The organism is Sinorhizobium medicae (assembly GCF_007827695.1).
GTDB classification, from domain to species: Bacteria; Pseudomonadota; Alphaproteobacteria; order Rhizobiales; family Rhizobiaceae; genus Sinorhizobium; species Sinorhizobium medicae.
Genome location: NZ_VITA01000004.1, coordinates 311724 through 334157, shown reverse-complemented (window position 1 = coordinate 334157; position 22434 = coordinate 311724). Strand labels below are relative to the sequence as shown.

15 protein-coding genes are annotated in these 22434 nt (G+C 62.7%); 9 read left to right on the top strand and 6 right to left on the bottom strand.

Features of this window, described 5'->3' with window-relative positions:
• The first annotated feature begins 212 nt into the window (after positions 1–212).
• Together FB009_RS09230 and FB009_RS09225 are read left to right on the top strand one after the other, a co-directional pair.
• Positions 213–872 (top strand): YggS family pyridoxal phosphate-dependent enzyme, encoded by a 660-nt coding sequence (locus FB009_RS09230; protein WP_012067402.1) that lies wholly within the window; start codon positions 213–215, stop codon positions 870–872.
• 112 nt (positions 873–984) lie between these two features.
• A complete protein-coding gene (locus FB009_RS09225) occupies positions 985–2892 on the top strand; it encodes an AMP-binding protein (protein WP_012067401.1) in 1908 nt (635 codons plus the stop codon).
• A 90-nt stretch (positions 2893–2982) separates the two neighbouring features.
• Here the strand turns inward: FB009_RS09225 and FB009_RS09220 are convergent, their stop codons facing one another.
• Positions 2983–3681, bottom strand: a complete 699-nt coding sequence (locus FB009_RS09220) for a DUF1013 domain-containing protein (RefSeq protein WP_012067400.1) — start codon at positions 3679–3681, stop codon at positions 2983–2985.
• 273 nt (positions 3682–3954) lie between these two features.
• Here FB009_RS09220 and acs point away from each other — a divergent pair, with 273 nt between their 5' ends.
• Entirely contained in the window at positions 3955–5904 is a 1950-nt protein-coding gene (gene acs / locus FB009_RS09215; RefSeq protein WP_145161562.1) for an acetate--CoA ligase, read from the top strand.
• Between the two features lie 166 nt (positions 5905–6070).
• On the opposite strand, the gene FB009_RS09210 is transcribed toward acs, so the two are convergent.
• On the bottom strand, positions 6071–6271 hold the full coding sequence (locus FB009_RS09210) for a DUF1674 domain-containing protein (protein WP_012067398.1): 201 nt from the start codon (positions 6269–6271) through the stop codon (positions 6071–6073).
• A 181-nt stretch (positions 6272–6452) separates the two neighbouring features.
• On the opposite strand from FB009_RS09210, the gene htpX reads away from it, so the two are divergent.
• The 4 genes from htpX to purH all read left to right on the top strand — a co-directional run bounded on the left by htpX (position 6453) and on the right by purH (position 12538).
• Entirely contained in the window at positions 6453–7412 is a 960-nt protein-coding gene (htpX, locus tag FB009_RS09205) for a zinc metalloprotease HtpX (protein WP_012067397.1), read from the top strand.
• The gene (locus FB009_RS09200; protein WP_012067396.1) at positions 7412–8824 is read left to right on the top strand and encodes an RsmB/NOP family class I SAM-dependent RNA methyltransferase; all 1413 of its coding nucleotides are present in this window, start codon (positions 7412–7414) and stop codon (positions 8822–8824) included. The genes htpX and FB009_RS09200 overlap by 1 nt, the downstream gene beginning before the upstream one ends.
• A gap of 266 nt (positions 8825–9090) precedes the next feature.
• Positions 9091–10776 carry a heparinase II/III family protein gene (locus FB009_RS09195; RefSeq protein ID WP_024310915.1) on the top strand — a complete coding sequence of 562 codons (1686 nt, stop codon included), beginning with the start codon at positions 9091–9093 and terminating at the stop codon, positions 10774–10776.
• Positions 10777–10927: 151 nt separating this feature from the next.
• Positions 10928–12538, top strand: coding sequence for a bifunctional phosphoribosylaminoimidazolecarboxamide formyltransferase/IMP cyclohydrolase (gene purH, locus FB009_RS09190; protein ID WP_012067394.1), 1611 nt, complete (start codon positions 10928–10930; stop codon positions 12536–12538).
• A gap of 55 nt (positions 12539–12593) precedes the next feature.
• Here the strand turns inward: purH and FB009_RS09185 are convergent, their stop codons facing one another.
• The gene (locus FB009_RS09185; protein ID WP_018209216.1) at positions 12594–13985 is read right to left on the bottom strand and encodes an MFS transporter; all 1392 of its coding nucleotides are present in this window, start codon (positions 13983–13985) and stop codon (positions 12594–12596) included.
• A gap of 124 nt (positions 13986–14109) precedes the next feature.
• On the bottom strand, positions 14110–18897 hold the full coding sequence (locus FB009_RS09180) for an NAD-glutamate dehydrogenase (protein WP_012067392.1): 4788 nt from the start codon (positions 18895–18897) through the stop codon (positions 14110–14112).
• A gap of 282 nt (positions 18898–19179) precedes the next feature.
• Between FB009_RS09180 and pdxY the strand changes: the two genes are divergently transcribed.
• Both pdxY and FB009_RS09170 read left to right on the top strand, forming a co-directional pair.
• Positions 19180–20061 (top strand): pyridoxal kinase PdxY, encoded by an 882-nt coding sequence (pdxY, locus tag FB009_RS09175; RefSeq protein WP_012067391.1) that lies wholly within the window; start codon positions 19180–19182, stop codon positions 20059–20061.
• Between the two features lie 160 nt (positions 20062–20221).
• Positions 20222–20905: a carbonic anhydrase gene (locus FB009_RS09170; RefSeq protein ID WP_024310912.1), complete on the top strand. Its 684-nt coding sequence runs from the start codon at positions 20222–20224 to the stop codon at positions 20903–20905.
• 160 nt (positions 20906–21065) lie between these two features.
• Here the strand turns inward: FB009_RS09170 and FB009_RS33120 are convergent, their stop codons facing one another.
• Positions 21066–21410: a hypothetical protein gene (locus tag FB009_RS33120; RefSeq protein WP_012067389.1), complete on the bottom strand. Its 345-nt coding sequence runs from the start codon at positions 21408–21410 to the stop codon at positions 21066–21068.
• 99 nt (positions 21411–21509) lie between these two features.
• Positions 21510–22331 (bottom strand): lytic murein transglycosylase, encoded by an 822-nt coding sequence (locus FB009_RS09160; RefSeq protein ID WP_012067388.1) that lies wholly within the window; start codon positions 22329–22331, stop codon positions 21510–21512.
• Between the last annotated feature and the right edge of the window lie 103 nt (positions 22332–22434).

The window sequence follows — 22434 nt, the reverse complement described above, 5'->3', positions numbered from 1 at the left end:
CGCGTGATAGCTGGGTGACCTTCACCACGAAATGCCTCAAGCGTCAAGTTTTGAGGGCTCACGCAGCCTTAAACTGCAACCGATCGGGAGTCGGAACGATGCCGAAGGCCAACCGGCAAGCCGCTCCGCTTGCCCACGGACTTGGCAAGCAGCGCGAGATTCAATAAGCCGCAAGGCGACGATGTCGAGACGATCTGCATAGGAGAATAGCGATGGAAGTCGAAGAGCGGTTGAACGATGTCCTGAGCCGGATTCGCAAGAGCGAGAAATCGGCAAACCGATCGGAGAATGCCGTCAGCCTGGTCGCCGTTTCCAAAACCTTCGACGCAGACTCGATAGGCCCGGTGATCGACGCCGGGCAGCGCGTGTTCGGCGAGAATCGTGTGCAGGAGGCGCAATCGAAATGGCCGGCGCTGAAGGGCCGGACGCCGGACATCGAGCTGCACCTGATCGGCCCGCTGCAATCCAACAAGGCTGCCGATGCCGTCGCGCTTTTCGACGTCATCGAGACCGTGGATCGGGAAAAGATCGCCCGCGCCCTCGCCGCCGAAATGAAGCGCCAGGAACGGGAGATCCGCCTCTATGTTCAGGTGAACACCGGACTTGAGCCGCAAAAAGCGGGTATCGCCCCTGAAGGCACCGGTGCCTTCGTCACCTTCTGCCGCGAGGAACTGGGCCTCGATATCGAAGGGCTCATGTGCATTCCACCGCTCGACGAAAACCCGGGGCCACATTTTGCGCTGCTCGCAAAGCTCGCCTCCCAGTGCGGCCTTTCCAGGCTCTCCATGGGCATGTCCGGTGATTTCGAGACTGCGATCGCCTTCGGCGCTACCAGCGTGCGGGTCGGTTCCGCCATTTTCGGAGCGCGCTGAGCTCCTGTCCCCTCACCCTTTCGTCGGGGTTCCCGTTTACGTCCGTTCGCCTATCTTTCGAGGCGGAGGAGCCGGGAATTTTGTCCGGAAGAGCGAGTGGGAGGAACGGGATATGGCGAGCCGCTATCGCGAAGTGTACGCCGCGTGGAAAGCTGATCCGCAGGGATTCTGGGCAGATGCCGCATCGGCGATCGACTGGATCAAGCAGCCGGAGCGCGTTTTCGACCCGGAGGGCGGCACCTATGGCCACTGGTTTCCGGACGGCATGACCAACACCTGTCACAATTGCCTAGACCGGCATGTCGAGGCTGGCCGTGGCGAGCAACCGGCCCTCATATATGACAGTCCCGTCACCGGCGTGACCGAGAAGATCTCCTATGCGGACCTGCTAGCCGATGTGAAGGCAATGGCTGCAATCTACCACGAGCTCGGCGTAGTCAAAGGCGATCGCATCATCATCTACATGCCGATGATCCCGCAGGCCGCTATCGCCATGCTCGCGGCAGCGCGGATCGGCGCGGTGCATTCCGTCGTTTTCGGCGGTTTTGCCGCCAATGAGCTGGCCGTCCGCATCGATGACTGCCAGGCGAAACTCGTCGTCTCCGCAAGCTGCGGGCTCGAGCCCGGGCGGACCGTGGCCTACAAGCCTCTGCTCGACCAGGCGATTGAAACGGCAACCCACAAGCCCGCCCATTGCCTGATCTACCAGCGCGGCATGCTCGATGCCGCCATGGTTCAAGATCGCGACATCGACTTCGCCGAGGCGCTTGCGGAGGCCAAGGATAAAGGCGAGGAGGCACCTTGCGCCTCCGTCGCCTCGACGGATCCGCTCTATGTGCTCTATACTTCCGGAACGACCGGACAGCCGAAAGGCGTTGTGCGTGACAATGGCGGGCATATGGTCGCGCTCAGATGGTCGATGGAGCATTTTTTCGGCGTGAATGCCGGCGAGGTGTTCTGGGCCGCTTCCGATATCGGCTGGGTCGTCGGCCACTCCTATATCGTCTATGGTCCGCTCCTCAACGGATCCACATCGATCCTCTTCGAAGGAAAGCCGGTCGGCACACCCGACCCCGGAACCTATTGGCGCGTCATTTCCGAACACGGCGTCGCCGTCACGTTCACCGCGCCGACGGCACTGCGTGCGATCCGCAAGGAGGATCCGGAAGCAAATCACGTGCAGCGATACGACCTATCGAAATTTCGGGCGCTCTACCTCGCGGGCGAGCGGGCCGACCCGGACACGATCCGCTGGGCGGAACGGGCGCTGAAGGTCCCGGTCATCGATCATTGGTGGCAGACGGAAACAGGCTGGCCCGTCGCCGGCAATCCGCTGGGTCTTGGCCTCCTGCCGGTGAAATACGGTTCGCCGGCGGTTCCCCTTCCGGGTTATGACGTACAGGTCGTGGATGACGCGGGCCATCCGGTAGGATCCGGCACGCTCGGCAATGTCGTGATCAAGCTGCCGTTGCCGCCCGGCTGCCTGCCGACGCTCTGGAATGCCGATCGCCGCTTTCATGCAGCCTATCTCGAAGAATATCCCGGCTTCTACAAGACGGCCGATGCCGGCTATGTCGACGACGACGGCTACATCTTCATCATGGCGCGGACCGACGACATCATCAATGTGGCGGGACATCGGCTGTCGACGGGCGCCATGGAAGAGGTCTGCGCCAGCCATCCGGATGTCGCGGAGTGTGCCGTGATCGGTATTGCTGACTCCCTCAAAGGGCAGGTTCCGGCAGGCTTCCTCGTCGTCAACGCCAATGTTTCCCGTGAAACAGCGGAAATAGAGAAGGAGGTCATCGCTCTCGTGCGCGAGCGCATCGGGCCGGTAGCCGCCTTCAGGACCGCGGTTTGCGTCAAGCGCCTCCCCAAGACGCGGTCCGGCAAGATCCTGCGCTCCACGATCCAGAAGATCATTGATCGCCAACCCTGGAAAATGCCGGCGACGATCGACGATCCAGCAATTCTGGAAGAAATAGCCGATGTGCTGCGGGCGAAGGGGATTGGTGTTTAAAAGGGGATTGATGTTTAAAGTGGATGAAGGCCAACAAAAAACCCGGCTCCTGCGATCCGGGTTCTTTAATCGTCATCGCCGACGAATCGATCAATAGTCGTCGTCCTCGTCGTCCTTGCGGTCCGACTTCAGCGACTTGAGCTTGGCGAAGACGGCATCGGCGTCGATTTCCTTCTCCTCTTCGCGCTCCTGTCCGAAGCTGAGCTTTTCGGTCTCCTGTGCGGATTCGAGCGTTGCGCCGGTTTCGGCTGCCGAGGGAAGCGGGCGGCCCTTGGCAGCGCGTTCGACCTCGAGATCCAGGTCGATCTGCGAGCAGAGGCCAAGCGTCACCGGGTCCATCGGCGTCAGGTTGGCGGAGTTCCAGTGGGTACGCTCGCGAATCTGCTCGATTGTCGCCTTCGTCGTTCCGACCAGACGCGAGATCTGTGCATCCTTGAGTTCTGGATGGTTGCGAACCAGCCACAGGATGGCATTCGGGCGGTCCTGGCGCTTTGAGACCGGCGTGTAGCGCGGACCCTTGCGCTTGGAGTCCGGGACGCGGACCTTTGGCTCCGAAAGCTTGAGCTTGTGATTGGAGTTCGCCTCGCCGCGGGCGATCTCGTCGCGCGAAAGCTGCCCAGTTGCGATTGGATCGAGCCCCTTGATGCCCTGCGCCGATTCACCGTCGGCAATCGCCTTGACCTCGAGCGGGTGCAGTTTGCAGAACTGCGCGATCTGGTCGAACGAGAGTGCGGTGTTGTCAACCAGCCAGACGGCTGTTGCCTTGGGCATAAGCAGTTGCTGAGCCATGGATATAGTCCTTTTGTCCGTCCGCGCCGGCGTCGCGGGCCGTGGAGTCTACCACTGATTTCCGGGAATTGGCGGTTCTATACCGTTCTTGTCTCGAAATTGCAATTCTTCACTTTCAAATGTGCTTTTGTCTAATTGCGGACCGGAAGCGACCTGCTTATGAATTGTCGCAAAGGAACGGTGGGAGCCGGGCCGGAGCGGGACGAGGAAACTGCGCGCGGTTTCTGGTGCATTCCGCTCATGATCAGATCAGAAATACGCAGGGAGGAAAATATGGACGTCAAGACCTACCCGGTCCTGGAAGCGGCCAAGAACCGTACGCTGCTCGACAATGAGACCTATCTGAAATGGTACCAGGAGAGCGTTGCCGATCCGGAGACGTTCTGGGGCGAGCATGGCAAGCGAATCGATTGGTTCGAGCCCTATACCAAGGTCAAGAATACGACCTTCGAGGGCGATGTCTCGATCAAGTGGTTCGAAGACGGGCTGACTAACGTCTCCTACAACTGCATCGATCGCCACCTGAAAGCGCATGGCGACAAGACGGCGATCATCTGGGAGGGAGACAATCCCTATCTCGACAAGAAGATCACTTATAATGAGCTCTACGACACGGTTTGCCGTCTTGCCAACGTCTTGAAAAAGCATGGCGTCAAGAAGGGCGACCGCGTTACAATATACATGCCGATGATCCCCGAAGCGGCCTATGCCATGCTTGCCTGCACCCGCATCGGCGCCGTCCATTCGGTCGTATTCGGCGGCTTTTCGCCTGAGGCCCTGGCGGGCCGGATCGTCGATTGCGAGTCGACCTTCGTGATCACCTGCGACGAGGGCGTGCGTGGCGGCAAGCCCGTGGCGCTGAAGGAGAACACCGATACGGCCGTGGGGATCGCCGCCAAGCAGAATGTCACGGTCGGCAAGGTTCTGGTCGTGCGCCGCACCGGCGGCAAGGTCGGATGGGCCCCGGAGCGCGATCTCTGGTACCACCAGGAGACTGCGGCAGTGGAGCCGCATTGCCCCCCGGAAAGGATGAATGCCGAGGACCCGCTCTTCATTCTCTATACCTCGGGATCCACCGGAAAGCCGAAGGGCGTGCTGCATACGACCGGCGGCTATCTGGTCTATGCCTCGATGACGCATCAATACGTGTTCGACTACCAGGACGGCGACATCTACTGGTGCACGGCCGATGTCGGCTGGGTCACCGGCCACTCCTATATCGTCTATGGTCCGCTCGCCAATGCGGCGACGACCCTGATGTTCGAGGGCGTGCCGAACTTTCCGGATGCGGGACGGTTCTGGGAAGTCGTGGACAAGCACAAGGTCAACATCTTCTATACCGCACCCACGGCAATCCGGTCGCTGATGGGCGCCGGCGACGATTTCGTCAAGCGCTCCTCGCGCTCGTCGCTGCGCCTGCTCGGAACCGTCGGCGAGCCGATCAATCCGGAAGCCTGGGAATGGTACTATCACGTGGTCGGCGACGAGCGTTGTCCAGTCGTCGATACCTGGTGGCAGACGGAAACCGGCGGCATTCTGATCACGCCGCTGCCCGGCGCTACGGACCTCAAACCGGGTTCCGCGACGCGGCCGCTCTTCGGAGTCCAGCCGCAGATCGTCGACGGCGAGGGCAATGTCGTCGAGGGTGCGGCCGACGGCAACCTTTGCATCATCGACAGCTGGCCCGGTCAGATGCGGACGGTCTATGGCGATCACGAACGCTTTATCCAGACGTATTTTTCTACCTACAAGGGCAAGTATTTCACCGGAGACGGCTGCCGCCGCGACGAGGATGGTTATTACTGGATCACCGGCCGCGTCGATGACGTGCTCAACGTCTCGGGACACCGGCTAGGGACGGCTGAGGTTGAATCGGCGCTGGTCTCGCACCAGCTCGTCTCCGAGGCCGCGGTCGTCGGCTATCCGCATTCGATCAAGGGTCAGGGCATCTATTGCTATGTCTCGCTGATGGCGGGCGAGGTCGGCAACGACGAACTGCGCCAGGCACTCGTCAAGCACGTACGCTCGGAAATCGGACCGATCGCGACACCGGACAAGATCCAGTTCGCGCCCGGCCTGCCCAAGACGCGTTCGGGCAAGATCATGCGCCGGATTCTTCGGAAGATCGCCGAGGACGATTTCGGTTCGCTTGGCGACACTTCGACGCTGGCCGATCCCTCGGTCGTCGATGACCTGATCGCCAATCGCCAGAACCGCGCCTGACGTGAGTTGGGTACGGGCGCTCCGCTTCGTCCCTAACCCTAACTCTAACCCTCTCCTTCTCCCCGCATGCGGGGAGAAGGTCGCGGCGCATTGAGGGGCTCCCGCGGCGCCTCAACGCCAAAGCGCTCGACCGATTCGCATCCGAAACTAAATTTCGAGGCAAGCCTCAGAAATCGATCGCTCTGCCCTTGATTTCCCAATCGCCGAAGCGTGCCGGATCGAGGCCGCCGCGCCCGCCCACTTCCGCAGGAATTTCCTTGGGCGCCTTGGCGCCCCGTCTCTCCTCCGCCTCCTTCAGAGCGCGGAGCGCGGCGGGAGACAGCGGACGTCTTGGATGGTCGGGAGAATTGTCGTTGTCGTTCTGCATACGGGCACTGTTTCCGTAACGATATTGAAGAGCTGGCGGTTTATCCCCATCATATAGGCATTCCGTGCAAGCGGAAAAGCTGATTCACGTGAAACCCTCGCACAGGGCTGATGGAGCGATGCGGCCGCAGGCGGCTTTCCACAGAGTGCGGAACGGATCACGAACTGGTTGGAGCTCATTCATGAATCTCATGCGCACCGCAATGCTGCTAGCCTTCATGACCGTCCTGTTCATGGCCGTCGGCTATGTGATCGGCGGCCGGGGTGGCATGATGATCGCCCTCGTCATTGCCGCGGGCATGAATTTCTTCTCCTATTGGAATTCCGATCGGATGGTGCTGCGGATGTACCGGGCGCAGGAGGTCGATGAGCGAAGCGCCCCGGAATATTACGGCATCGTGCGTGACCTCGCAAAGAATGCCGGCCTGCCGATGCCGCGCGTCTATGTCATCGACAGTCCCCAGCCGAACGCATTCGCCACCGGGCGCAATCCCGAAAACGCCGCGGTCGCCGCTTCGACGGGACTGCTGCATTCGCTCTCCTACGAGGAGGTCGCCGGGGTGATGGCGCACGAGCTTGCCCATATCCAGTACCGCGATACCCTGACGATGACGATGACGGCAACGCTTGCCGGTGCGATTTCCATGCTCGGCAACTTTGCCTTCTTTTTCGGCGGAAACCGCGAGAACAACAATCCGCTCGGCTTTATCGGCGTGCTGATCGCGATGATCGTCGCTCCGCTGGCGGCGGCGCTCGTGCAGATGGCGATCAGCCGCACCCGCGAATATTCCGCCGACCGGCGCGGCGCGGAGATCTGCGGCAACCCGCTCTGGCTTTCCTCGGCGCTCCGCAAGATCGCCGGAGCGGCGCATGTCGTTCACAATCCCGATGCCGAGCGCAATCCTGCGACCGCGCATATGTTCATCATCAATCCCCTCTCGGGCGAGCGGATGGACAATCTGTTCTCGACCCATCCCAACACCGAGAACCGGGTCGTGGCCCTCGAGAGAATGGCCCGGGAGATGTCCACGGGGTCGACGGCACCCGTTCGGCCTGATAATGCGGTGCGAAAATCGCGCTCTGTCCCGAGAACCGGCTGGGGTCGCGGTGGTTCCGAACCGCCGAAAGGCCCCTGGTCCTGATGCCCGAAGACAGCAAGAACGATTCTCATCCGAAACGAATCCGAGAACACAGGCGCCCCGGATTGGGAGGGCCCAAGGCCGGCGCGCTTGCCCCGGCCAAACCGGGCTTGAAGAGCCGCCAGGCAGCGGCGAAGATCCTTGCGGCGGTGGTCGACCGGAAAACGCCGCTCGACGGGATGCTGGACCCGGAGCGGGGCAACCCGGTCTATCGTGAGTTGAACGATGCCGACCGCGCGCTGGTGCGCGCCATTCTGAACTCCGCACTGCGCCATCTGCCACGCATCCGCGCGGCGATCGATTCCCTGCTGCAGACACCATTGCCTGAGGGTGCGCGGGCACTCGAACATGTCCTGACCGTTGCTGCCGCACAAATTCTCTATCTTGATGTTCCGGATCATTCCGCCGTCGACCTCGCAGTGGAACAGGCCCAGTCCGATCCGCGAAATCGCCGTTTCGCCAGCCTTGTCAATGCGGTGCTGCGGCGGCTTTCGCGTGAAAAGGAGGCGATTCTCGAACGTCTGCAACAGGTGCCGGCGATGCCGGGCTGGTTCTTCGACAGGCTCGTCACCTGTTACGGACGCGATCAAGCGGAGCGCATCTCTGACGCGCAGCTCGTACCCGCCGCCATCGATGTCACCGTTAAATCCGATGCAGCTTCCTGGGCCGACCGGCTCAACGGCACCGTGTTGCCGACCGGTTCCGTTCGACTTCAGGATTTTGACGGCTCCATTCCGTCTCTGCCCGGTTTTTCGGAGGGCGGATGGTGGGTCCAGGATGCGGCTGCCTCCATTCCGGCGCGCCTCTTCGGAGATATTTCCGGCAGAAAGGTGGTCGACCTTTGTGCCGCGCCCGGCGGCAAGACGGCGCAACTCGTTCTCGCAGGGGCAAAGGTGATCGCGCTGGATCAGTCTTCCAGCCGCCTCCGGCGACTCAAGGCCAACCTTGAGCGGCTTGGATTAGAGAGCGCGACGAAGGAGGCCGACATGGCCGATTTCCGGCCGGAAGAACTCTTCGACGCCGCCCTTCTCGACGCCCCCTGCTCGTCGACCGGCACCACCCGGCGGCATCCCGATGTGCTCTGGACAAAAGGCCCTGATGACGTCGAGAAGCTTGCCGGGCTGCAAGAGCGGCTGCTGCGGCATGCACTCACCCTGGTGAAGCCCGGAGGGCTTCTCGTCTTTTCCAACTGTTCGCTCGACCCGCGCGAGGGCGAGGAGGTCGTGGCGCGCGTCGTTGCCGACGGCGGATGCGAGCGGGTGCCGATCGACGCGGCCGCCTGGCCTGGGCTCGAACAGGCGATTACCGCCCTCGGAGAATTCCGGACGACACCGGCGATGCTGTCCCTTGGACCGCCTTTCGCCAGCGGTCTGGATGGTTTCTATGCGGCCGTGTTGCGCCGGGCCGACGCCTGATGCTTGTCGACAGGTTTGATCGTGACAATTGACGCATTGAGGCGGTCCGCCTATCAATGACTTCAGGATTGATAAATATTTAATGATCTTTCCCGCACGATTCCGGTCTCCTGCTTGACCTTCGAATCAATTCCGATTCAAGCGTCTGCAGCCACTCAACAGCGACCTTTTCTGCGTTTCTGGAGACGCACGGTGCTGCGCCAGGCAATCCGCTAGGTGCTTTGCGCTTCGAAGGTCTTGCAGTCATGAGGAACTTACGGGCGCCGATGCCGCTTTCCAATAAACCAAGGTTCCTATATCTGTACCTGCGCGAAGGCACACGGCGGCTTGAGCGCCGGCTTTCGCTTGGCCGGACCGCGGCGCAGCGCTATGCCGGCTCAACGCCCGTCCGCCTCATCGTCGCGCCGACGGACCTTCGCGCAATAGACCCATTCGTTGCGGAGGAGATCCTCGCAGGCCGGTTTCCGCTCGCCGGGCGGGTTCTGGATACCGAAGGTGAGTCGGCTTTCGAGATCGATCTGCCGTCTTACGAATTCGCGATCCGCCTCCATTCCTTCGGCTGGCTGCGTCACATGCGGGCAGTCCAGGATGAAGCCGGCTCGGCCAGGCTGCGCCAGATTGTCGACGACTGGATGGGGAGCCATGGCCGAACTATCGGTGAAATCTCGTGGGACGCGGACGTGGTGGCACAGCGCGTCATCGCCTGGCTGTCCCACTCGCCGGTCGTGCTGCGCAATGCCGAGCATGGCTTTTATCGCCGATTCCTGAAGAGCCTGGCCCTCCAGGTGCGTCATCTCCGGCATGTTGCCGGGACCGTGCCCGATGGAGAGGCACGGCTGAGGGTTCGCCTTGCGCTCGCGATGGCCTCCGTCTCGATGCCGGCGACGGCTTCGGCGATCCGCAGGGCGTCCCGCAATCTCGATCTCGAGCTGGAACGGCAGATCCTCCCGGACGGAGCGCATTTCTCCCGCAATCCACGGGCGGGGCTCGAGCTCCTGCTCGATCTGCTGCCGCTGCGTCAGACATATGTCAATCTCGGACACGACGTGCCTTCGAAGCTGATTTCCTGTATCGACCGCATGTATCCGGCGCTCCGCTTCTTCCGTCACCAAAGCGGCGAGCTCGCCCTTTTCAACAGCGCGACATCCGTTGCTGCCCATGAGCTCGCCTCTGTGCTCAGATATGACGAGACCGCTGGCGAACCTTTCCGATCGCTTCCGCATGCGCAATACGAACGCCTGTCGCTGGGTGAAACCGTCGTCATCGTGGACACCGGGCGGCCACTATCGGTCGATCTGTCGCGCAGTGCCCATGCAGGCTGTCTCTCTTTCGAGATGTCCTCCGGCCGGAATCGCTTCGTCATCAATTCCGGCGCGCCGAAATTCGCCGGCGATCGATTTCGGCAAATGGCGCGCACCACGGCAGCGCATTCCACTGTCACCCTGAACGACAGATCCTCTTGCCGCTTCTCGCAGTCGCGATTCCTCGGTCCGATCGTGGCCGGGGGGCCGTCCCGCGTCGCGGTCGAGAGGAAGGACGAGCCAGGCAGAATGGAGACGGTCAAGGCGAGCCATGACGGCTATGTTGCGCCCTTCGGACTGCTCCACGAGCGTGACATCGGAATACTCAATGGAGGCCGGCTGATTCGCGGTCGCGACCGCCTGTTGCTCGAGGACGGCGGCGACCCTGATCCGGAGGACGGCTCGATCGCCATCGCCCGATTCCACATTCATCCGGCGATCGGCATGCGCCGGCACAGCGAGAGCGAAATATACCTGACGGCGCCCGACGGTGAGGCTTGGCTCTTCGCATGTCGGGACGGCAAGCTCGCCGTGGAGGAGGACATCTTCTTCGCCGATCCCTCCGGCGTGCGCGCCTCGTCGCAGATCACGGTGACTTTCGCCGCCGGCGACCAGCCCGAAATCCAGTGGACTTTCACGCGGGCAGCATGATGGACGCTGCCGGGAACCGTCCAGACGGGCAATTCCACGCTCTGCGACACGCCGAAGGTTTCTTCCCGGATGAAGCTATGCTAACGGGCAGCCAGCCCAACCGCCGGAACCTCCTCCTCACGCGTCCGGCGCTGCCAAAGGAGCAAGGTCGATGGCTGTCGCCTCCAAGAAAATTCCCGCCCCGGACGAAGTCCGGATCAAAACCGCCCTCCTTTCGGTCTCCGACAAATCGGGCATCGTCGAACTCGCCCGCCACCTCAATGACAGGGGCGTGCGGCTGGTATCGACCGGCGGGACGCACAAGGCGCTTGCCGATGCGGGCCTTCCCGTCAGCGACGTTTCGGAGCTGACGGGGTTTCCGGAGATCATGGACGGTCGCGTGAAAACCCTTCATCCCGGCGTTCACGGCGGTCTGCTGGCTATTCGCGACGATGCGGAGCATGCCGGCGCGATGAGCGCACACGGTATTACAGCGATCGATCTCGCCGTCATCAATCTCTACCCCTTCGAGGAGGTTCGCGCCAAGGGCGGCGACTATCCGACCACGGTCGAGAATATCGACATTGGCGGTCCCGCAATGATCCGGGCGTCGGCCAAGAACCACGCCTATGTGACCGTTGTGACCGACCCGGCGGATTATCCGCTGCTGCTGGAGGAGATCGCGGGCGGCACGACGCGCTATGCCTTCCGCCAGAAAATGGCCGCCAAGGCCTATGCCCGCACAGCGGCCTATGATGCGGCAATCTCCAACTGGTTCGCCGAGGTACTCGACACGCCCATGCCGCGCCACCGCGTCATCGGCGGGGTGCTCAAGGAAGAGATGCGCTACGGCGAAAACCCGCATCAGAAGGCCGGTTTCTATGTGACCGGTGACAAGCGGCCGGGGGTCGCCACTGCAGCGCTTCTCCAAGGCAAGCAGCTCTCCTACAACAACATCAACGACACCGACGCCGCCTTCGAGCTGGTGGCGGAATTCCTGCCGGAAAAGGCGCCTGCCTGCGCCATTATCAAGCATGCCAACCCCTGCGGCGTTGCGACCGCGCCATCGCTCGCGGAAGCATATCGCCGGGCGCTTGCCTGTGATTCGACCTCCGCTTTCGGCGGCATTATCGCGCTTAATCAGGAACTCGACGCGGCGACCGCCGAAGAGATCGTGAAGCTCTTCACCGAAGTGATCATCGCCCCGTCGGTCAGCGACGAGGCGAAAGCGATCATCGCCCGGAAGCCCAATCTGCGGCTGCTTGCGACCGGCGGCCTGCCGGATCCGCGCACGCCCGGTCTGACGGCAAAGACGGTGGCCGGGGGCCTTCTTGTCCAGACGCGCGACGACGGCATGATCGAAGACATCGAACTGAAGGTGGTCACGAAGCGCACGCCGACGGCGCAGGAGCTCGAAGACATGAAATTTGCCTTCAAGGTGGCCAAGCACGTCAAGTCGAATGCCGTCGTCTACGCGAAAGGCGGTCAGACGGCGGGTATCGGCGCCGGACAGATGAGCCGGGTCGATTCCGCGAGAATTGCTGCCATCAAGGCGGAAGAGGCGGCGAAGGCGCTCGGTCTCGCCGAGCCTCTGACACGCGGCTCCGCGGTTGCCTCGGAAGCCTTCCTGCCGTTCGCTGACGGCCTTCTGTCCGCGATCGCTGCGGGGGCCACCGCAGTGATCCAGCCGGGCGGCTCCATGCGCGACGAGGAGGTGATCGCAGCGGCCGACGAGCACAATGTCGCGATGGTCTTCACCGGGATGCGGCATTTCCGGCACTGAGCGGCGCCTCTGATCCTGCTGCAGGCGAAATGCCACAACCTCGGTTGTGGCCCCCTCACGTCGGGCGATGAGCCGGATAGGGCGTCCGCAGGAGAAGGACGAGTCCAAGGGCGAGGAAAGCGACGAGCGCTACCATGCCGATGCGGGCCGAGCCGGTCAGCAAGGTGACGGTGGCGACCGAGGCGGGCGCCAGGAATGACGTCGCGCGGCCGGAAAGCGCATAGAGGCCGAAATAGCGCCCGGCTTCGTCGGGCGATACACTGCGGGCGAGATAGGATCGAGACGAGGCCTGGACGGGGCCGAAGGCGATGCCGACAAGCAGGCCATAGGCAATGTAGGCCTTTTCGGCAGCGGTGCCGAACAGGCCGCCCGAATCCGTGCTCGGCAGCGGTGCGAGTCCGAAGAGGGTGAAGCCCGGTCCGGTCGAGACGATGCCGAGGGTGGCGATCGTGAGACAGACGAGGCTTGCGACCACGATCTTCTTCGAGCCGAGATGGGCATCGAGCCAGCTCGCAACGAGGCAGCCGGCGATTGCGACGATGTTGAGGATGATGCCGTAAACACCGAGCTCCATCGTCTGCCAGCCGAACATGCCGGCAGCGAAGGTGCCGCCGAGCGCGAGCAGGCCGTTTACGCCGTCCTGGAAGATCATCCGGGCGATCAGGAACCGCAATATGCCGGCCCTCTCCTTGAGTTCGCTGAGCGTTCCCCTCAGCTCCTCGAGCCCCCGCGCGGCTGCCTCTGCCATCGTCATCGTCGCCCGGATCGCATCCGGCGTGAAGAAAAACATGGGCAGGATGAAAATGAGATACCAGATGGCGGAGATCGGGCCGGTGATGCGGGCATCCTCGCCCTTTGCCGGATCGAGCCCGAACAGGGGATCGAGCCCGAGCACTGTCTTTCCCGTCTGCGGATCGCTGGCAACGAGCACGACTACCGCGATGAGCACGATCATGCCGCCGAGATAGCCGAGCCCCCAGGCGATGTTCGAGATACGGCCCACTTCCCTTTCGCTCACGAGCCGCGTCATCATGGAATCGTTGAAGACGATGGAGAATTCGGCGGCCACCGTGGCTAGCGCCAGAAGGAGCGCCGCGTAGATCAGGCTTGAGCCGGGCGCCGCATACCAGAGCAGGGCGAGCGAGGCGATCTTCACTGCGGCGAAGAAGGCAATCCACGGTTTTCGCGGGCCGGTCGCATCGGCGATAGCGCCGAGGACGGGAGAAAGCAGGGCAATCACGATCCCCGCGGCAGTAAGCGTATACCCCCAGACCGCCTGACCCTGTGCCGGGTCGGCCGTCAGCCTGGAAACGAAATAGGGTGCGAAGATGAAGGTCGTGATGACGGTGAAGAAGGGTTGCGCGGCCCAGTCGAAGAGCATCCAGCCCGCAATGCCGAGACGCGAGGTCCCTGGCCGCTCATCCATTCGCCCGGCCGCAATGTCCACGCCTTCCCTCCCCGCCGCTTGCACAAGCCCGCCGCGATCGATCGGGGCGGCTTGTGCAATGAAGAACGAACTTCGCCCGGAAGCGGATTCGAACCTCCGGGGAACTACGGCCGCAGGGACTTTGTCATTTCGTCCAGCCGCGTGCAAGGTCGCTGAGGACGCCGGCTGCGACTGTCACCTTGGCGAGCGTCGTTTCACCCTTTTCGGTCAGGAGCCTCAGCTGGTCGCCGACGCTCGCCACACGCTGCCGGTCGCGGTCCTGCCAGGCGAGGACCGGATTCCGTTCGCCCTTGTACTCGACGAGCGCGGCGATTGTGATGTCGCGGCGCGCGGTGCCGATATCGCCGACGGCCCGTGACAAGGCCATTGCCTCGAACTGCTCGGTGGCAGGCACCCGGTCGGCGGCCGCAAGCAGGCGGTTGACCCTCAGGCTCTCGGTGACGGTGAAATAGGCCTGGGCGGTGCGGTTCAGCGGCTCGCCGGTCACTATGGCGATCTGCATGATCTCCGGAACGAGGGTCATCAGCGAGAGCTCCGCGATTTCCTCGGCGAGCTTTGCCGGCACGCCGTTTTCAATGAAGCCCGCGGCCTTCTGACGCGCTTCCTCGGCCCCCTCCCGGGAGATTGCCGCCCGCATGGTGCCGCGCAGCTTCTGCAGGCCGTCGCGCAGCCGCGCAACCGCTTCCGCAACGGAGCCCTCGGAGGCCCGGGTGCGCAGCACCCTCGCTGCGACAAGGGCAAAGATGCGTCCCACCTCCTGATAGAGCCTGTTCTGGATCATGCCGCCGATCCGGTTGTCGAGCGCGTCAATCTCGGCATAGATGCGCGGCAGATCGAAACCGTCCAGTGCCAGCACCGCGGCCTTGACGACGTCGGCGGAAAGGAAGCCGGTGGCGTCCGTCAGCGTCGAGGCGAAAGCGGGCCCGCCGCGGTTTATCGTTTCGTTGACGAGCACAGTGGCGATGATCTCGCGGCGCAGCCGGTGCCCGTGAATGTCGCCGGCATAGGTCTTGCGCATCTTTGCCGGGAAGTAGCGCTCCAGCGTCGCCGTGAAATAGGGATCGTCCGGAAGATCGCTGATGGTCAGTTCGTCGAACAGGACCAGTTTCGCATAGGAGAGCAGCACGCCGATCTCCGGGCGTGTGAGCGGCCGGCCCGCCTGATAGCGCTCGCTCATTGCCTGATCGGTCGGAAGCGTCTCCACCTTGCGGTTGAGGTGGCCGTCGGCCCCGAGCCGCGCCATCAGCCGCGCGAGCGGCGTGCGGTTGGCGAGCCCCTGCATTTCGGTGAGCGAAATCGCAAGCGACTGCTGGTAGTTGTTGCGTAGCACCAGATGTCCGACTTCGTCCGTCATCGACGCCAGAAGCGTGTTGCGCTTCGGCCGGGTCAGGCGTCCGTCGCGCATGGCAGAGGCGAGCGCGATCTTGATGTTGACCTCGACGTCGGAGGAATTGACGCCGGCCGAATTGTCGATGGCGTCGGAGTTGCAGCGCCCGCCATTGAGGGAAAAGCCGATACGGCCTTTCTGCGTGACCCCGAGATTGGCCCCCTCGCCGATCACCCGGGCCCGCACCTCCTCCGCGGTGATGCGGATCGCATCGTTTGCGCGGTCGCCGACCTCCGCATCCGTCTCGCCGCTGCCGCGGACATAGGTGCCGATGCCGCCGAACCAGAGGAGGTCGACCGGGCTTTTCAGAATGGTGCTCATGATCTCGAACGGCGTCGCCTTCGGCTTGTCGATCCCGATCGCCGCCATCGCTTCCGGGGTGAGCGTCACCAGCTTCTCCGAACGTGAAATGATCATGGCGCCGGGCGAGAGCGCCTTCCGGTCATAATCCTGCCAGCTGGAGCGCGGCAGCGCGAAAATGCGCTTGCGTTCGGCAAAGGAGAGATCGATATCCGGATTCGGGTCAATGAAGATGTCACGGTGATCGAAGGCGGCGATGAGGCGGATCTTTTCCGACAGCAGCATGCCGTTGCCGAAGACGTCGCCCGACATGTCGCCGACGCCGGCGACTGTGAAAGGCGTGGTCTGGATGTCGACATCCATTTCGCGGAAGTGCCGCTTGACGGCTTCCCATGCCCCGCGGGCGGTGATCCCCATTTTCTTGTGGTCATAGCCTGCGGAACCGCCGGACGCGAAGGCGTCGTCCAGCCAGAAGTCCGCTTCCTGGGCGAGCGCATTCGCCGTGTCCGAGAAGGTCGCTGTCCCCTTGTCGGCCGCGACGACGAAATAGGGGTCGTCGCCGTCGAGCCGCAGCGTATCCGCGGGAGGCACAACCTCCTGGCCGACAATATTATCGGTGACCGAGAGAAGCGTGCGGATGTAGGTCTTGTACGCCTCGGTTCCCGCTTTGAAGATCTCGTCGCGGCTGCCGCCGGCAGGCAGCTGCTTGGGATAGAAGCCGCCCTTGGCCCCGACCGGCACGATAACGGCGTTCTTCACCTGCTGCGCCTTGACCAGACCGAGCACTTCGGTGCGGTAATCCTGTGCCCGGTCCGACCAGCGAAGGCCGCCGCGCGCCACCTTGCCGAAGCGCAGATGGACACCTTCCACTTCGGTGCCATAGACGAAGATTTCGCGGAAAGGCCGCGGCTCCGGCAGGCCGTCGAGCTGTTTCGGGTCGAGCTTGAAGGCGAGAACCGCGCGCGGCCGGCCGTCCGCGTCCTTCTGGAAGTAATTCGTCCGCAGCGTCGACTGGACCGCGTTGACGTATCGGCGCAGAATCCTGTCCTCATCGAGGCTGGGCACGGCTGACAGTGCCTCCTCGATCCCCGCCAGCAAGGCGTTGCATTTCTTAGTGCGCGTCTTCACCTCCGTCGTCGGATCCATACGGGTGGAGAAGAGCCGGAAGATGTCGGCGGCGATCGTCGGATATTTGTTGAGGGTATCGGCGATATAACCCTGGGAATAGGTGATGCCTGCCTGGCGCAGATAACGGGCATAGGCACGCAGCACCGTCACCTCGCGGGCGGTTAGCCCAGCCAGCATGACCAGCCGGTTGAAATTGTCGTCCTCCGTCGCGCCGTCCCAGGCAGCGAGGAAGGCCTCCTCCAGGTTCGGACCCATCTTGGCGAGGTTGAGTGTGTGCCCGTCGCGGTGGATCAGTTCCATGTCGTGGAGCACGACCTCGCGGGGCTCGTCCCCATGAGTGCGCACGCCGATGTCGTAGGTCTGCTCGCTGATCACGCGAAAGCCGAGATTTTCGAGAAGCGGCACACGGCGCGACAGCGAAACGGGCGTGTCGGCATGGAAGATCTTCAGTTCCAGCGTGTCGGGCCTCTCCTGGTGCCGATGGTAGAAGGAGATGCGGATCGGGTCGTCGGCCCGGCAGGCCGAGATGTCTGCGAGATCGGCATAGGCTTCTGCGGGTGTGAAGGCTGCCTGGTAGGCCTCCCCGACGGAAATTTCCGTTCCTTCCTTGCGCGCGAGCAGGTTGAACCGATCGATCCAGCGGGTGACGATGGCGCGGACCGCCTCTTCGAGCTTCGCCTGCGGAACCCGTGGCGTCTTGCCGCCCGAGCGGCCGATGATGAAGTGTACTCGCGCAAGCCCGCCTTCGGGGAAAGCGGGGTAATAGGCCGAGACGCGGCCGTCATAGACAGTTTTCAGATATTCGCCGAGCTTCTCCCGGACATCGGAGTCATATTGTTCGCGCGGCACGAAGACGATGACGGAAACGAAGCGGTCGAAATGATCTATGCGCGGCAGCACCCGCACCCGCGGCCGATCGCCGAGCTCGTTGATCTGTTCGCAGAAGGCGGCAAGCAGGCCGATGTCGATCTGGAAGAGATCGTCGCGTGGATAGGACTCCAGCGTATTCGCGAGCGTCTTGCCGGAGTGGCTCTGCGGATCGTAGCCGAAGTGATCGATGATCTTTTCGATCTTGTGTCTGAGCAGCGGAATTTCCGATGCCTGCCGGGTGTAAGCCGTCGAGGTGAACAGTCCGACGATACGCAACTCTCCGATGACGTTACCGGAAGCGTCGAAGCGTTTGACGCCAATGTAATCCATGTGAGCACGGCGGTGCACGACCGACTTCACATTGGCCTTGGTGACGATCAGGAAGTCGGGACCCTCGAGAAAAGCGAGGATCTCCGGCGTCGTCAGCACCGCGTCCTTGCCCTGGCGGAGGACCCGCACGTCCGGATTGGACAGGATGCCGAGGCCCCTGCCCTTGCCGCGTTCGACCGTCGCCTCTCCGCCCTTGCCGGAATAGGTATATTCCCGCATGCCGAGGAAGGTAAAGTTGCTGTCCCTTAGCCAGCGAAGGAAAGCCAGTGCCTCGTCGCGGTCGCTCTTCTTGCGGGACGCGTTGTAATCCTCCAGCTCCCGCATTGCCTGGTCGAGCAGAGCGGTCATCGCCGGCCAATCGTGCACCGCCTGGTGGACCTGCTCCAAGACGTCCGAAATCCGCTTGCTGAGCGATCGCTCCTCGAGCGGAGTCAGCTTGCTCAAATGGATCTGGATGTGGCTGACGCGGTGCTCGGGTCTACTCCCCTCGTCGGGATCAAACAGCTTCACCGCCTGGCCGGCTTCCATCACCAGGATCGGGTGGATCGCCAGATGGATGTCGCGGTGTGTGCTCGTCACTTCTCCCATCACCGAGTCGTAAAGGAAGGGCATGTTGCGCTCGGTGATCGCGATGATCGAGGCCTCGGTGCCGCCAGGGGCAATGCCGGGTACCGTCTCCACCGACACCCGCGGCTTGCCGCCGTCCCAGCGGGCGAGCTCGCTGCGTGCATGGGCCGCGGTGAGTGCCAGCATTTCGGGCGTGTACTGGTCCAGATCGTCGTTGCTCGCGCCGCCGAAGAGGATTTCAGGTGCCAGGGTCTCGGCCCCAAATCTGGATCCTGCCGCCCGGGCCGCATCGATGTGCCGATCCCGCTTCGGATTATACTTCACGCCCATCAAACCGCTCTCCACTGATGATAGATGAACCTATCAGAACCATGATCATTGGCGACCGTTTTTATGACGGATTTCGGCAGAACCGAGCCGGATTTCGGAGAAAAACACGAAGATTTCACCTAAATCCATTTAAATCGAAGGCAATTTTGCGAAAATTTCCTAAAAAAGGCGGAAACGCAAGAAATCGCCGAAGCTTATGTCACCGGCACTCTTCGGGAGAGCCCGTTGACAGGCCGTGAGGGCCGGGCGATCACAATTCAGAACGGAAAAAAGGGGCCTCCAATGTCCGAATCGCCTGCCGCGCCCGGTGCCATCATCGTGATTTCCAGCCATGTGGTGCGGGGCGCAGTCGGCAACCGGGCGGCCGTCTTCGCTCTGGAAACGCTTGGGCACCGGGTCTGGGCATTGCCGACGGTCATTCTCCCCTGGCATCCCGGGCACGGCCCGTCGACGCGGGTGATCATGCCGGACGCGGACTTCCGGTCGATCATCGACGATCTCATCCGTGCACCCTGGATCGGAGAGGTGCGCGCGGTTCTTTCCGGTTATATGGGATCCCCGGCGCAGGCGGCGGGCGTCGCTCGACTCGTGGCGGCGCTGCGCGAACGTAATCCCGACCTCTTCTATGCCTGTGATCCGATCATCGGCGATGCGGGCGGCCTTTACGTCCCGGTAGAGATCGCCACCGCCATTCGCGAACTGCTAATGCCGCTTGCGACGCTCGCCACACCCAACCGGTTCGAACTTTCCTGGTTGGCAGGCGCCGCCCTCGAGACGAATGCAGACCTCCTCGAGGCGGCGGTCGATCTCGGTCCTTCGCGCGTACTCGTGACGTCTGCGATCCCGATGATGAGCGGCGGCACGGGCAATCTCTACCTCTCCGGGCGGCATGCCCTGCTCGCCGAGCACCGGCTGATCGACAGCCCGCCGAACGGCACCGGCGACCTGCTCTCCGCCGTATTCCTGGCGCGACTGCTCGAAGGGCTTCCGGAGGAGCGCGCGCTGCAGATGGCGACCGCAAGCGTCTATGAGATCATCGCGCGAAGCCGCAAACGGGATGCCGATGAGTTGACGCTCGAGCAGGATGCTTCGAGCCTGGCGACGCCGATGGCGATGGTCCAGATGCGCCGCCTCCTGCATCCGAGCCAAGCGCGGAAGAAATAGCGGTCGACACGGAAGAATTGCCTTCTGGTCGCATTTCGTCCTTCCCGCTGGGCCAAGCTCGCTGTAACAGTTCGACGCTTCATGCTTCCCTGACCGTCTCTCAGGCATGCTATCCGCAAGTTTCCTCGAATTCCGATGAGAGACACGAGCACCACGGAAGATGCAGCATGAACGAGTGGATGACACGGGGTTACCGATGGATATACAGGGCTTTCCGGAACATCTTCTGACCGGCTACCGCAACTTCATGAGCGGCCGCTTCAACGAACAGCAGCAGCGTTACAAGACGCTTGCCGAGAGCGGCCAGAAACCAAGGACGATGGTTATCGCCTGTTGCGATTCCCGTGCGGCACCCGAAACGATATTCGATGCCGGCCCGGGAGAACTCTTCGTCGTGCGCAACGTCGCCAACATGATGCCGCCATACGAACCGGACGGGCATTATCATTCGACTTCGGCCGCGCTCGAATTCGCAGTCCAGTCGCTGCGCGTCACCAATATCGTCGTCATGGGGCACGGGCGCTGCGGCGGCATCAAGGCGGCACTCGACCCGGATGCGGAGCCCCTCTCCCCCGGCGATTTCATCGGCCGCTGGATGAACCTGCTGAAGCCCGCCGCCGAACAGATCCAGAGCAACGAGCTCATGACCCAGGCTGAACGCCAGCGCGCTCTCGAGCGGGTTTCGATCCGCAATTCGATCGCCAATCTCAGGACATTCCCCTGCGTCAACATTCTCGAGTCGAAAGGAAAACTGCGCCTGCACGGCGCGTGGTTCGATATTTCGACCGGCGAGCTCTGGGTTATGGATGCCAAAACCGGGGATTTCTCCCGGCCCGGATCGTGAAGACGGCGGGCCCAACGCAATCAGAGTTTCTCCGCCGGCCGGCGGAGAAAGAGCAAAAGAGCGACACGTCCTTTCGTGTCTTCGCGATTTCTGTCGGGGCACTTAGGAAAAGCAGGGTGGAACCGCCGTACAGCATAGTATTTCGGAACGTCCTGGGAACTCATCTGTTGCGTTGGTGCTCGCTACCCAGATCGGCGGCAAGCGCCCGCACCATCCAATCAGGCTTGGCCGCCAGCCGGCGGTGAACCTCATCGGCCGCCGCGCCCCGCAGCATGGGTTTGACATGGCCACCCATCTTGGCCGGCGCCAAACCGCGGCCGGACCGCTCGCGCTGGCCGATCCGCACCGCCGTCGCCGCGGATATTCCAAAGCGCAACGCGGCCGCCCGCACCGTCATGCCTCCGGCCAATGCGTCGGCGACGCGCTGGCGTAAATCCAGAGAACAGGTCGCGCCATCATTGCTGGCCTGCTCGCCAGCAATGATCTTGAACGACAATCGCAGCAAAAAGGGAATCCCCAGGCGATTCAGCTTAAGGCTGACCGACTCTAGTCTAGCGAGAGCGGGCCGCGGGTGGAAAACCGCCCACCCTTTCTAGCTTCGTTTTCAGCCACCATCTATTGCGGCGCCGATGATGGCGATCGCCTGCTGGTAGACGCTGGCAGCGTTCCAGCCCTGAATGGCGGCGAAGTTGACCTGGCCCGGCTGATAGCCGCCGCCCGGCTGCCAGCCGTGTCCGCGCAGGAAATTTGCAGTCGAGGCAAGCGCGTCCGCCTTGGAGCGGACCATGTCGACATGGCCGTTGCCGTCGCCGTCCACGCCGTATTTCAGAACGTTCACCGGGAGAAATTGGGTCTGGCCGATTTCGCCGTGGGCCGCCCCGCGGGCCGCCGGGCTGAGATCGCCGCGCTCGACGAGCTGGAGGGCGGCGTAAAGCTGGTTGGTGAAATAATCCGAACGGCGGCAGTCATAGGCGAGCGTCGAGACGGCCGAGAGCGTGTGCTCCTTGCCCAAGAACGAGCCGAAGCCGGTCTCCATGCCCCAGATGGCGATCAACGGGCCGGCGGGGACGCCGTAGCGCTGCTCGATGCTCTGGAAGAGCCGGGCATTTTGCGCCCGCAACTTCTTGCCACGCGAAATGATGACCTGGCCGCCGCGCTTCTGCATGAACTGGTCGAGCGACAGCTTGAAGCTCTTCTGGCCGCGATCGGCGCGAATCGTTGCTCTGCTGTAGGAGACGTTGGCGAGCGCCTGCTCGACAACGGAAGGATTGATGCCGTTCCCTGCGGCTTCGCGCTTAAACTCCGACAGCCAGGCCGAGAAACCGCTCCCGTCATTGCCGCACTGAGCCGCGCTGGCGGATCCCGGGAGAACTGCGATTGAGATAAGGGCCGCAAGGCCGGCTGCTGCGATCTTCACCTTGTGCATAAAATACCCCGTCGATTGCCCGAATGTGATGCCTTCGAAATATCCGCTGCCGGCTGAGGTTTCACGTGAATCCGTCGCCTGCCGAAAGAACTGCGAAACCCCG